The organism is aff. Roholtiella sp. LEGE 12411, from assembly GCF_015206995.1.
Lineage (GTDB): Bacteria > Cyanobacteriota > Cyanobacteriia > Cyanobacteriales > Nostocaceae > Komarekiella.
Window position 1 is genome coordinate 1 of record NZ_JADEXR010000160.1, and the last position, 13,290, is coordinate 13,290.

10 protein-coding genes, 1 pseudogene and 2 CRISPR repeat arrays are annotated in these 13,290 nt (G+C 42.4%); of the genes and pseudogenes, 4 read left to right on the forward strand and 7 right to left on the reverse strand.

What is annotated here, in order from left to right:
- Positions 1-195, reverse strand: a pseudogene (locus tag IQ246_RS29970) (hypothetical protein); the annotation flags it as partial.
- Between IQ246_RS29970 and IQ246_RS24500 the strand changes: the two are divergent.
- Entirely contained in the window at positions 143-913 is a 771-nt protein-coding gene (locus tag IQ246_RS24500; RefSeq protein WP_194005929.1) for a circadian clock KaiB family protein, read from the forward strand. The pseudogene IQ246_RS29970 and the gene IQ246_RS24500 overlap by 53 nt on opposite strands.
- A gap of 381 nt (positions 914-1,294) precedes the next feature.
- Positions 1,295-2,238: a CRISPR direct-repeat array (repeat unit 37 nt; unit sequence CTTACAATTACCCAAAATCCCTATTAGGGATTGAAAC).
- Between the two features lie 256 nt (positions 2,239-2,494).
- Positions 2,495-2,681: direct repeats of the CRISPR family, unit length 25 nt; unit sequence CAAAATCCCTATTAGGGATTGAAAC.
- A 127-nt stretch (positions 2,682-2,808) separates the two neighbouring features.
- Here IQ246_RS24500 and IQ246_RS24505 read toward each other — a convergent pair.
- The 5 genes from IQ246_RS24505 to IQ246_RS24525 all read right to left on the reverse strand — a co-directional run bounded on the left by IQ246_RS24505 (position 2,809) and on the right by IQ246_RS24525 (position 8,282).
- Positions 2,809-3,495, reverse strand: coding sequence for a PHP domain-containing protein (locus IQ246_RS24505; protein ID WP_194005930.1), 687 nt, complete (start codon positions 3,493-3,495; stop codon positions 2,809-2,811).
- Between the two features lie 338 nt (positions 3,496-3,833).
- Positions 3,834-4,862, reverse strand: a complete 1,029-nt coding sequence (purM, locus tag IQ246_RS24510; RefSeq protein ID WP_194005931.1) for a phosphoribosylformylglycinamidine cyclo-ligase — start codon at positions 4,860-4,862, stop codon at positions 3,834-3,836.
- Positions 4,863-4,984: 122 nt separating this feature from the next.
- The gene (locus IQ246_RS24515; protein ID WP_194005932.1) at positions 4,985-5,191 is read right to left on the reverse strand and encodes a hypothetical protein; all 207 of its coding nucleotides are present in this window, start codon (positions 5,189-5,191) and stop codon (positions 4,985-4,987) included.
- 246 nt (positions 5,192-5,437) lie between these two features.
- The gene (locus tag IQ246_RS24520) at positions 5,438-6,040 is read right to left on the reverse strand and encodes a superoxide dismutase (protein ID WP_194005933.1); all 603 of its coding nucleotides are present in this window, start codon (positions 6,038-6,040) and stop codon (positions 5,438-5,440) included.
- 634 nt (positions 6,041-6,674) lie between these two features.
- Positions 6,675-8,282 carry a bifunctional pantoate--beta-alanine ligase/(d)CMP kinase gene (locus IQ246_RS24525; protein WP_194005934.1) on the reverse strand — a complete coding sequence of 536 codons (1,608 nt, stop codon included), beginning with the start codon at positions 8,280-8,282 and terminating at the stop codon, positions 6,675-6,677.
- A gap of 64 nt (positions 8,283-8,346) precedes the next feature.
- On the opposite strand from IQ246_RS24525, the gene IQ246_RS24530 reads away from it, so the two are divergent.
- The gene (locus IQ246_RS24530) at positions 8,347-8,550 is read left to right on the forward strand and encodes a hypothetical protein (RefSeq protein ID WP_194005938.1); all 204 of its coding nucleotides are present in this window, start codon (positions 8,347-8,349) and stop codon (positions 8,548-8,550) included.
- A 58-nt stretch (positions 8,551-8,608) separates the two neighbouring features.
- Here IQ246_RS24530 and IQ246_RS24535 read toward each other — a convergent pair whose 3' ends face one another.
- Positions 8,609-9,721, reverse strand: coding sequence for a septal ring lytic transglycosylase RlpA family protein (locus IQ246_RS24535; RefSeq protein ID WP_194005935.1), 1,113 nt, complete (start codon positions 9,719-9,721; stop codon positions 8,609-8,611).
- A 1,144-nt stretch (positions 9,722-10,865) separates the two neighbouring features.
- On the opposite strand from IQ246_RS24535, the gene IQ246_RS24540 reads away from it, so the two are divergent.
- Both IQ246_RS24540 and IQ246_RS24545 read left to right on the forward strand, forming a co-directional pair.
- Positions 10,866-11,585, forward strand: coding sequence for a cyclase family protein (locus IQ246_RS24540; RefSeq protein ID WP_194005936.1), 720 nt, complete (start codon positions 10,866-10,868; stop codon positions 11,583-11,585).
- 98 nt (positions 11,586-11,683) lie between these two features.
- A complete protein-coding gene (locus IQ246_RS24545) occupies positions 11,684-13,180 on the forward strand; it encodes an aldehyde dehydrogenase family protein (protein WP_194005937.1) in 1,497 nt (498 codons plus the stop codon).
- Positions 13,181-13,290: the final 110 nt, after the last annotated feature.

Genomic DNA, 13,290 nt, shown 5'->3' on the forward strand with positions numbered 1-13,290 from the left:
CAATGCCCCAATGCCCCATGCCCCAATGCCCAATCCCCAATCCCCAATCCCCAAATATTTTATATTCCTGGTTGCGGTTATAGCTAAGGTAAAAGGTAAAAGACAGAATTTTTTACTTTTTACTTTTAGTTCCCTAGCCTCCATGAATAATTTGACAACAAATAAATTATCTAAACCCCAGTTGTTCAAAGGCATTGCGCTATTTACTCCTGGAGGAGATTTGATTTACTGTATCGACCCTAGCAAGCAAGGTCGATGGCATTTGCATTTGTGTAATGCTTTGCAGGAAATCTTAGACTTACCAGAACCGCCGCATTTTTTAGTGCCTTGCTATACTGCAACTATTGACCACTGGTTAGATCCTCGTACCCAACGAGTGCGAACCTTTGCTGAAGCTTATCCGGCAGTAATTAGATATCAATCTGTACTTAACGCCATTTTTGGCACAAAAGAGCTAGTCTGGCAAGCTGCTCCCTGGCAAGATGGGTTGTGCGATCGCATGGTGTTAACTACTTATCGTTCCTCATTTCCGCAACTTTGGGAAGATCACGATTTAATTGTGCGCTTAGACCTTTCCGAACCAGCACCAAAATACCATCAGCCAGTAATAACCGCCCAAAAGGAGCAAGTCGTAACCCAAGGCTATGTCCTACGCTTGTTTGTTGCAGGGCATAGTGGAACCACCGAACGCATTCTTCAGAATCTACACGAATTGTTAGAGCGATCGCTCGGACACCCCTATACTCTAAAAGTCATCGATGTTTTAACTAATCCAGAACAAGCAGAAATCAATCAGGTTTCTGCAACTCCCACCCTTGTCAAAGTTTGGCCTCACCCGATTAGGCGAATTGTTGGCGATTTGGATCATGTGGAGAAAATTTTACACATGTTAGCTACTAAAGAAAAACTTTGAATTTTATTAAGACTATTAAGTAATCAGATGTGATACTCAACTCAGTCATGCTTGGGTTGTAGAAAGTGCGTAGTTTACCGCCGTAGGCATCGCCCCAAAGTCAGCTAAGCTTATTGGTGATATGCTTTACAGCAAAAGTAGTTTTTTGCCGGAGTGCGCGGATGGGTAGGTGTTGGGGAAGAGGTGACAAAAAAAATGGCTGAATTACCCTGCCTGTAATCAATTGATGGCGATCGCATGTTGAAACTATCCGCGCACCTTACCTAGACTGTCTTTTAGCTATTTGCATCTAGCGCAACTACCACGCCTTATGTTATGATTTCTATATTCGCGCAACCGAACCTTGAAAACCAAATAAGGCAAGGCTTTCAGCCTCCCGCTCTTACAATTACCCAAAATCCCTATTAGGGATTGAAACTACACGGTTGAAGGTGAAACACTTCTAAAAATTTCCTTACAATTACCCAAAATCCCTATTAGGGATTGAAACTCGAATCTATTTCAAATTAACTAACGTTTACAATTCTTACAATTACCCAAAATCCCTATTAGGGATTGAAACTTAAGCCAGAAATAATTTACAATTCTAAAGCTGAACTTACAATTACCCAAAATCCCTATTAGGGATTGAAACACCTAGCTTGTTTGTAATCTCCCAGTGCTTCGGAAGCTTACAATTACCCAAAATCCCTATTAGGGATTGAAACTGATTCGACTTCAGAAGTTACAAAATAGAGTTGATTCTTACAATTACCCAAAATCCCTATTAGGGATTGAAACGCCTAGGAGCAGGAATTTGAATAATTCCGCCAGTTCTGCAAAGCTTACAATTACCCAAAATCCCTATTAGGGATTGAAACTTAGTTTGCAGGGCGGCCAACTCCCGCCCCAACTTCTCCGCGCTTACAATTACCCAAAATCCCTATTAGGGATTGAAACAATTTGTTCTAGGGGAGTAAAGCCGGCCGTTACAAGTACTTACAATTACCCAAAATCCCTATTAGGGATTGAAACCTCTTGACTCCTAAGAATACATCTGATACAACTTACAATTACCCAAAATCCCTATTAGGGATTGAAACGGGCGCGGCTATTACGGAACCTTACTTCAATATCCAAAGAACTTACAATTACCCAAAATCCCTATTAGGGATTGAAACGCGAATTGCGATCTTCTCAAGCTTCGCAAAACTTAGCTTACAATTACCCAAAATCCCTATTAGGGATTGAAACATTGGAATTCCCTTATTTCAGGGAACCCAAGGGGGGAATGCTGACGCGCAGCGCACTTACAATTACCCAAAATCCCTATTAGGGATTGAAACAATCAGAATATATTCAATTGCAAGCGGTTTCTGCCTTAATTAGGGCTTGCTGAATAAGTCTCTCAAGCAAATGTAGAAGCCACACAGCTTACAAAATACTTGTTTCATCGCTCAGTTTCAGAATTTACCCAGCGATCGCTAACGATTGTGCAAGGGTTTTGAGACTTTAGATGTTATGACCTTGCACTTGTTTGTTGGAAAAAGGCTTAAAATCCTTATCTAGTCTATATTACAATTCTATTCAGCAAGCCCTAATTAACTTACAATTACCCAAAATCCCTATTAGGGATTGAAACAAAGCCAAAGGTTTCCGCAAGGCAACTACAAGCATCTCTTACAATTACCCAAAATCCCTATTAGGGATTGAAACTTTCGGGTACAAACTCATTGTTGTCCCCACTGAAGCTTACAATTACTCAAAATCCCTATTAGGGATTGAAACTATAGATTCCAATTTCCAGTTCCCCAAAATCTCTTTCAGAAAGTTGAGGCGCAGGTTTATATTTTGAATCATGGGTTGTTGATTCTCGAACCTGACCCTCAATCATCTGAAGCGATCAAAGCTCCGGTTTACAACCGTTGTAGCAGGCTTAAACCGTGGGTATCAGTACCACATGTATTGAAAAGACTGTATTCACTAGCCAATTTTTGCACTTGTTGTGATTCCAAAGCGCTGGGTTGCCAAGGGTTAGGATTATTGTAAGCGTAGAAAGTTTCAACGCCATCAATACCTTTTTGGGCAGCAGATGGAATTAAGTCGAAATGCGATCGCTTGTAGCGAGCAGGATGAGCAAGTACTGCCAATCCTCCAGCTTCATGAACAGCTGCAATCACGTTACTTGCTTGATATTCTTGGCCTGTGGTAGCTTTTCTTTGCAGATAGGGTTTCATACTAGGGTGTTCTGGCTCAAAAGCATAAGCCAAAATGTGAACTTCTATTTCCAAAAGATTGGCATTGATCTCCACGCCACTCCACAGATGAGGAGTAGTTGCACCAGAATTATTCCACTTCCAGTCTTCCAGCCAAGCTTGTGCCGCTTGATACCCACTAATAGTATGATGGTCGGTGATTGCAAACCCTTCTAGACCAATGGCGATCGCTTGTTCCATCAATCCACTCGGCTGCAACCTCCCATCCGAGTAGATAGTATGCATGTGGAAGTTGAATAACCTCGGACAACTTTGTCCATCAATGTTCTGGAATACTTGTTTCAAGAGTTCTGTGGAAGCAGTAGTACGGGCAAAATTTACAGCCATAACCCCCTCGGAAGAAAAATACGTAATTTTGAATACATCAACATCCCATACTTACAGATGAGAGATAACCAGCACAATCAATTAGTGTTGGTAATTAATTTCTCAGCTTAATGAGCGAATTTTTTCAATATGTTAAGACTACGTTAGCAAATCTAAACGCAGACGGTTATGAGCATTTTCGATTGCTCTTATAAGGCTTAGTGAAAAATATTGTTAATAATACTTGTAAATACTGTTATTACATTTACTTGAAAAATTGAGTAAAACTGAGGCCTGGTAGATTTTTACTTTATACTAAGCCTCAAGCAAACCCTAATTTCATGTGTAGAAATTATCTTTCATGGATACAATCCCACTAATTCCCCCGAACCAGTAATGACTTCACCAATTACATAAGTAGGAATATCCTGTAATTGAAAGTGGGTAATTGTCTGCTCTACCTGATGAGGTGGAACCAACACTACAAATCCGATTCCCATATTAAATGTATTGTACATGGCTTCGGGACTCACCGCTCCAGCTTCAGCTAGCCATTGAAATGCGGGGGGGATAGTCCAACTGCTGGGGTCAATTTTGATTGCTTGACCGTTACCCAAGCATCTGGGCAGATTTTCTGGTAATCCACCACCTGTGATGTGAGCCATACCATGAATGTCCAACCCGGCTTTGAGTGCTGCTAAAACGGGTTTGACATAAATGCGCGTGGGTTTGAGGAAAGTTTCGCCGATAGTTTCACCACCTAAAGATTCTGGGCGATCGCTCCAAGAAAACCCGCGATCGCTAACAATCTTTCTTACTAAACTCAAACCATTACTGTGTACACCAGTACTAGCAAGAGCGATCGCTATATCCCCTACTTGTAGCTGGGAACCATCCAACATCCGGCTTTTTTCCACAATTCCCACACAAAAACCAGCCAAGTCATACTCACCTAACTGGTAGAAACCAGGCATTTCTGCCGTTTCTCCTCCCAATAAGGCACAACCAGCTTGCTTACACCCAGAGGCTATACCTGCAACCACCTGAGTTAACTGCTCTTTGTCTAGCTTACCCGTTGCTACATAATCTAAAAAAAACAGCGGCTCTGCGCCAGATGTCAGCACATCGTTTACGCACATCGCTACTAAATCAATACCAACGCTGTCATGACGATTGAGAATATGAGCAATTTTTAGCTTTGTACCCACACCATCCGTCCCAGAAACCAATACTGGTTCCTGAAAACCCCCTGGTAGTTGAAAGCACCCACCGAAACCACCCAGTCCGCCAATTACTTCCGGTCTAAAAGTGCTGTGAACCAAATTGCGAATTTGATCTACGAAGCCTCGACCAGCTTCAACATCAACTCCTGCATCCCGATAATCCATAAGATTTAGTCAATAGTCAATGGTCAAAAGTGGAGACGCGATTAATCGCGTTTGTACAATAGTCAAGGGTGAAAATTAATTTATTTGGAATTTGGACAATAGACTGCTGACTCTTGACTTAATTAGAATACTTCATCTTCAATACCTCGCCACCATTCCCCCAAATTCATCAAGTCTTGGTAAATATCTTCTAACTCTTCAGCGTAGGTATCTTCAGCAAGGGAAGCTCGGCGCTCTTGCAGTTTTTTGAGGCGCAGTTGTACTAATAGCCAAGGTTTAGAGATGCTATTCGTTGCTTCGATGTATTGTGCTAGTTCTTTACTATCCATATATTTTATATTTTGGTTTTAATATCACTACTTTTTAAGATACAGGAGGCAGTTGAGAGCAAGATGAGGATGAGGAACAGGAGGTAGAAGTTTCTCTTTCATCTCCCATCCTCTCTATTTCAGCCAATCAAAAAAAGCCACGATACTAGTCGTGACTACTGGCAATATTGATAAATTAACTGATTATCTACGCTTTACTAAGCTCGGTAAAAGCCATTGTTACACCAGTTCACAACTGATAGGCGATTAAGCTTTGGCTAAATTTTCAGTAGCGAAATCCCAGTTTACCAACTGATCCAAGAAATTCTTGATGAACGCCGGACGAGCATTTCTGTAGTCAATGTAGTAAGCGTGTTCCCAAACATCCAAAGTTAGGAGTGCCTTTTTGCCATGAGCTAGGGGGTTCTCGGCATTCGGTGTTTTGATCACCTTCAGAGTACCACCATCATCAATCAACCAAGCCCATCCGCTACCAAATTGAGTTGCAGCAGCGTTAGAGAATTCTTCTTTAAATTTATCGAAGCTACCAAAATCTTTATCAATTTTAGCTGCAAGTTCACCTGTGGGTGCGCCACCACCGTCAGGCTTCAAGCAGCTCCAAAAGAAGGTGTGGTTCCAAACTTGAGCAGCGTTGTTAAAGATTCCTGCCTTGGAGGAGTCTTTGAAAGAAGTTTGGATTACCTCTTCCAAAGACTTATCAGCAAGTTCCGTACCTTCAGTCAGTTTGTTCAGGTTGTCTACATAAGCTTTGTGGTGCTTGCCATAGTGATACTCGAAAGTCTCACCTTTCATGCCGTAAGGCTCTAGAGCATTAAAGTCGAAGGGTAGGGGGGGCTGTTTAAATGCCATTTTGTGAAATCCTCTCTTTACCGTTTTCCAGTTTAAAGCTATTGGAGAAGCTTAGGAAATTGCAGGTTTAATGTTCGGTAGTTTTATATCCTTAAATTGAGATATAAAACTTAACATCGTTATTCTACAACCAAAGTGAAGATTAAAACAAAGTACTTTGGCAATAAATCAAATCCTTGGGAATTTCTAATTATAAATAAAAAAAAACTAATACTTTATAGAAAGAGTCCAATAGCCAATTAGGATTTAACGATTTAAGGCATATTATCTTGGAACTCTAATACTTGCGTCTATATAAGCTAGTTATATACCCATTTTTAATCCTCTCTTAACAAGAGTGCATCAAAGGGGTAGTTTATGCTGGTGAATTATGGCTTAAATTTATTTAACTGATTATATGGCTTGAAGACTTCCACCTTTAGTAGTATTTCAATACTTTATTTATATAATTCTTCAGCCAGATGTATTAAGACTTAAACTATCTAAAACTAACGTTACAGTGTTTAGTTTCAATTGAATATAGCTGATTGCAAAAATGGCTCATACTGTATTTTAAGACTTTATTTTATGGATAGTGAGTGAACAATCACTCACTACCCGCTCAGACTGAAAAATTAACAACAAATTGCAGTAACTACCATTGAGATAAGCGTTGCTGGTAGTAGTTAACAATTTGTGCGGTGACTTCAGATACGTTCAGACTATCGGTTTGCACTTCAATAGCATCTGCTGCTTTTTGTAAAGGAGAAACTTTGCGAGTACTGTCTTTCCAGTCACGTTCGGCAATGTCTCGTTCCAACTGTTCTAAACTCACTTCGGGTTGACCTTGTTTATTAAAGTCTTGTTGGCGGCGACGTGCGCGTTCATTAACAGAAGCGGTTAAGAATATCTTCAGTTCGGCATTGGGGAATACGTGAGTGCCAATGTCTCGTCCCTCAGCAACCAAACCACCTTTTTTACCCCAGCTATGTTGTTGTTCAATCAGTGCTTGACGTACAGCATTTTGTGCTGCTATTGCAGATACATTGGATGTAACCTCAAGACTGCGAATTGCCTGGGTAACATCAATATTATTAATCCAAACCCGCACCGGAGATTGTAAGTCCTCGCTAGGAATCAGCTGAATTTCACATTGGTTAGCTAATTCAGCGATCGCACATTCATCATCAATAGCAATACCCTTTTGCAGCACCAGCCAAGTGATAGCGCGGTACATTGCTCCTGAATCCAAGTACACTAGACCCAGTTCCGTTGCCACTTGACGAGCCACCGTAGATTTTCCCGCGCCAGCTGGCCCATCAATAGCGATGATGGGTTGGCGATCGCACAAGATGGTATTGTCAATCAAACGTGTAGAACCAAGACGAGCTGCGATCGCCAGCATTCCTTCCTCCTCAATTTTTTCTAAATTCATCAACGTAGTCGGTTCAACCAATTCAATATATTCCACGAAGACCTTGCTGATCGTTGCCACTTCTTGCTGTACCATTGCTATCAACTTGCTGCTATTGCGAACACCTGCCTTGAACGCTGCTTCAGCTCGTTGCAAGCCACGATATAACACCGCCGCCTGCTCTTTTTCTGTTGCAGTCAAATATTGATTGCGAGAACTCAAGGCCAAACCCGAAACTTCCCGCACCGTTGGACAACTAACAATCTCTACTGACAAATCTAAATCAGCCACTAGCCGTTTAATAATTGCCAGTTGCTGACCATCTTTTTGACCAAAATAGGCTCGGTCAGGTTTTATTAAGTTGAAAAGCTTGGCCACAATCGTAGCGACACCCTGAAAGTGACCTAGCCGAGAACGACCACACAAGCCTGTTATCATAGCAGATGGGGGGATAACTTGTGTAACCTTTGATTCTTCTATACTCTTCTGAGGAACTGCCATTTCTTCCGGAGTAGGCGCAAAAATTGCATTTACCCCAGCTTGTTCACAAAGTTGTCGATCTTGGTCTAAACTTCGGGGATAGCGTTGATAATCCTCGTTGGGACCGAATTGCAAGGGATTGACAAAAATGCTGACAATCACCGTAGAATTTTCTTGCCGCGCACGTTGAATTAAGCTTAAATGACCTTGATGCAAATTTCCCATAGTCGGCACCAGACCAACTGCCGTCTGTTGCCAGCTACCCACTTCATCTAGCACCAAATCCTCTGGAACTGCAATCAGCTTGTTTTCCAAGCAGCGTTTTGTTAAATAGCAGCGTAAAGCTGCGACTGATGTCAGCAGGCGCACAAAATACCCCTAGTTCTTCTTGAGCCTCTTCCCCGTTAGTTTATATCTGAAATGGGGATAAGAAATGTTTGAACTAGGGGAATTGGGAATTGGGCATTGGGCATTGGGAATTGGGAATTGGGCATTGGGCATTGGGCATTGGGAATTGGGGATACTTCACCTGCGAGACGCTACGCGTGGTTTGCTTACCTGTAGGGATACGACAAGCTCGGTGCATCGCTGGGTATTAGGAAGAGACAAGGTAGAGGAGGGAGACAAGGGAAGATAGATACCTGTTCAATATTTTCTCCTAGTCTTCCTAGTCCCCAATCCCTAGTCCCTAATAATTATTTTCCCAAGACTTCAACATGCACTGGTGCTACGCCACTGCTTATCATTCCTAAAATCCGAGCCGCACCAGCAGATACATCAATGATTCGCCCCCGAATGTAAGGGCCACGATCATTAATACGCAACACTACAGAACGACCATTGCGAGTGTTGGTAACACGGACTTTTGTCCCAAGGGGCAAGCTACGATGAGCAGCAGTCATTCCTTCTGGATTAAACCTTTCACCACTAGCAGTTTGACTACCAGAACCGTCATAACCATAAAAGGAGGCTACGCCTCGGAAGTTGATTCGCACTCTTCCGACGGTAATCTCTTGTGGTAGCTTTGGTATTGACGGTAGGCGTAGTGCTGGTAAGTTAGCGATCGCATTTAAGGGAGATGCATTGCCTAGCAGTCTCCGCATACGGTTTGTTGCTTGCAGTGCATCTTGTGCAAGATCTTTGATGGTTGTGGTATTTGCAAGTCTCGTATCTTCGTTGATTTCTATCAATTCTTCGCCATTGACTTTGATCGTATAGCGATCGCCAGGCTGCTGTTCAACAGAGGAATTTTTGTTTTGGGTTTGATTAGCAACGGCGGATTTTTCCCCTGTCCAACTTACAGTAATTTTACTCGCGTCTACATTTTCCCTAGTCAGCTCGTTTATTTTAGCTGCTAGTACACCTGCTCTCTGAACCGGGTCGTTATCAACTGAGCTAATCTGGTTATTTGCACCCGCTACATTCCCAACATTCAACATTTTTGATGAGTTGCTAGTAAGAAGGGCGTACGATTGCACGCCCCCAGTATTTCCAACTTCACCAACTTTTTTAGTTTCACTACTCGTATCTGGTACAGAACCTAAAAAGGTTAGAACAGGAATATTTCGGATAAAAAGGGTTGCCGCCTTACGTCCCCCAATGTTGTGAGAATGAATTTCTGTAATCACAGCATCCGAGGTAAGTTTCCCTGCTGGGGATTGGTACTCTCCCACTTTGACCACATCAGTGGCAGGTACTTTTTGGGAAGCCCGTGCAGTTCCCTTGGTGGTTTGAGTGCAACCGACTGAGGGTACCCCCAAAACAGTCAGAAACAGGGCGACAATAGTCCACAAATGTCTTTGATTCATGCGTCCGTTTTTTAAAGCGACTGTAGAGTTGAAGTTTTGTAATTCGTGGGATTTTTCACTAGTAAAAAGTGATTTTCTCCTCCCAAAACTCGAACTCGTTCCGTTTCCACTTTTTGTTTATAACTGCAACAGACTAACACGAACCTTTTGGCTTGGGGATCAGGGTTTTAGCGTAGGTCTTAGTAACTTTACCAAATTTAAATTGCGATCGCAAGGGTCAAACCTTTTCCAAGTGCGGATTGTAGCTATGTAACGTTTTTTTCCACAACTCAAAAAATTCTTTTTAAAACTTAATATTTGTTGTACATAAGATTCATGTAGCCCTGTCCACAACTATCTACAAGAATCTCTGCTATGTATGTATTATAGATAACATTAAAATTTTGCCATTCACTTTACAAAGGTAATCTGATTTTTTGGAAACGACATCGGAATAAATACTTAAAGTTATTTATTTCATGAAATCTTTACATTAGCCCCGGAATAAGTCCTTACAAGATTTACATGTCAGATGATTAGAAAAATCAGCTTGAGTTGACTCTCTTTATTTAAAGTTTTATCTGGCTGCTTTAACTGTAAATTGGATCTTCTCTGACTAGATTTAAATTAGTTATATATATAACTAATAGCTTCCGTAATACTGAGTATAAAAATGGTTGATACTTATTTCTGCTATCAGATAAAAAGCATAAAAAAAAATCAGAACAGCTTCGCGGACGCTTGTAAATATATTTCTTAATGTAGTAAATGATACAAACACTATTGTTCGCCCGAAGTAGTGCAATCAAGTATGATTTATTAGAGCAAGCTGTTAGCCTTATGGCAAAGGCAGGAGCGATGTCTGACGACAAGCCACTACCAGCTTAATCAAGGGGTCTGGTACGAATGGCACTAAGAAAAGATACAGCCCTTGCTCTGACTGGTTAAGAGCCTGGGGGCTGGGAACCCATTCTGGGAGGCTCCGCCTCCACTAGCTTGACAAGAGGCAGAGCCTCTTTAAACACATTCCCAGCCCCCAGGCTGGGAACGAGACGACACAAGCCTTTGGGCTTTTCTTAGTGCCATTCGGGTCTGGTACAACAGAACGCCTCAAATTAAATTGTTATAGCTTGCGATGAAACTTTCCACTTAATAAAAGGCTGGGATGATACAACTCCAAAGACAAAATAGTATCACCTACTCACGCGTCATACACCTGAGTCATGTAATAGATACGAGTATTCCTCAATGGCCTGACGACCCCCCAGTAGAATTTGCCACTGTCGCAAAACTCCAAAAGGATGGTTATTACCTGCGGCGTTTCTCCTTGGGAGAACATAGCGCCACTCACATAAATGCCCCTAACAGTTTTCACAGTTCAGGTGTAGGAATTGACCAATACCCCGCCCAATCACTGGTTGTACCTGCGGTAGTCATAGATATCCGCCCTATAGTGGTTAATCCTGATTATGCTCTAACTATTGCCGATGTTCTATTTTGGGAGGAACAACATGGTAAGATTCCTGCTGGTAATGCAGTACTGCTTTATACGGGTTGGCAAGAGAAGTGGTTTGATAAAAATGCATTCCTCAACCAAGACGCTGAAGGAATTATGCATTTTCCAGGATTTGGTAGCGATGCAACTCGGTTTCTGCTTAACGAACGGCAAATTACTGGCGTAGGGATTGATACTCATGGTATCGACCCCGGAAAGGATAACAGTTTTACTGTTAACCGCCTGGTGTTAGAACAACCGCGCATTGTGTTGGAAAATCTCACCAATTTAAATCAACTACCACCGAAAGGTACTACCTTAGTAATCGGGGTTCTTAGATTACAGAATGGTTCGGGTTCTCCTGTGGGAGTATTAGCCTTAGTGCCTTGATTGATGTATGGCAGCTATATGGTTCACTTAATACCTATCAGGTTGTTGCTTTATGGGCAGCAGTAGTGATGCGCTAATCTCTAATTAGGGATTGAAATATGATAACTCCATTATCTTGCCGCAATTACATTGACGGTCATTGGTTGAATGCTGTAAAAGAAGCAACTCTAGAAAGTCGCAACCCTTCTGATAAGACTGAAGTCGTTGCTACATTTCCCCGTTCTCAAGCCAATGATATAGATACAGCAGTAGCCGCAGCTCGCAAAGCTTACCACAGTTGGCGAAAAGTCCCAGCTCCCGCTAGAGCAGAATACATCTTTCGTGTCGGGGAAATATTACTCCAGCACAAAGAAGAACTCGCCCAGTTAATGAGTCGGGAAATGGGTAAACCCCTGACAGAAGCAAGGGGAGATGTGCAAGAAGGTGTTGACTGCGCTTTTTATAGTGCTGGTGAAGGGCGGCGGCTATTTGGGCAAACTACACCTTCGGAAATGCCTAACAAATTTGCGATGACTGTGCGGATGCCTATAGGAGTCTGCGCCTTAATTACACCCTGGAATTTTCCAGTAGCAATTCCTTGCTGGAAAGCTATGCCAGCTTTGGTGTGTGGTAATACGGTTATCCTCAAACCGGCTGAAGATACCCCCGCCTGTGCAACTAAATTGATTGAGATTTTTGCTCAAGCTGGTTTACCACCTGGAGTGATTAACTTGGTGCATGGGGTAGGTGAAGAAGCGGGGAAAGCTTTAGTTGAGCATCCCGATGTTAATTTGGTATCGTTTACAGGTTCTTCGGAAACTGGTGCTTTTGTTGGCGCAACTTGCGGACGCACTCATAAGCGTGTCTGTCTGGAAATGGGTGGTAAAAATGCCCAAGTGGTGATGGAAGATGCGGACTTGGAACTAGCGTTAGATGGTGCCGTTTGGGGAGCCTTTGGTACAACTGGTCAGCGGTGTACGGCTACTAGTCGTTTAATTTTACATCACGATATCAAAGAAAAGTTTACTAACATGCTCCATGAGCGTACCAGCAAGTTACGCCTGGGTGCTGGCATTGACCCCGATACGGACATCGGCCCGATAATTAATGAAAAGCAACTTCAACAGGTGAGTAAGTATTTAGATATTGCTCGTGAGGAAGGGGCAAAGGTATTAATTGGTGGGGATATTGCTAATGAAGGGGCACTGAAAAACGGTTACTTTTTTCAACCGACAATCTTGGATAATGTAACTTTAAATATGCGAGTTGCACGGGAAGAGATATTTGGGCCAGTGGTGGCATTAATTGAGGTTAACTCTTTTGAAGAAGCGATCGCAATCCTCAACGATAGCAATTACGGTCTTTCTTCCTCAGTTTACACCCGTGATATCAACCGGGCTTTTGCTGCCATGCGCGATATTGAGGCGGGTATCACCTACATTAATGGCCCTACTATCGGCGCAGAAGTACACTTGCCCTTTGGTGGTGTGAAACACACCGGTAACGGACACCGCGAAGCTGGAACTACAGCTTTGGATGTTTTCACAGAATGGAAAAGTGTTTATGTTGACTTTTCTGGGAGTTTGCAACGTGCTCAAATTGACAATCGTCAGTAATAATATTTTTTCATTGAAAGCGACGGGAAACTCTATCCCCAGGTGTCTGTGGAGGGATGTCGCCCCTGCACTTTGGGTATGGGGCATGGGGCATGGGGTATCGGGCATTG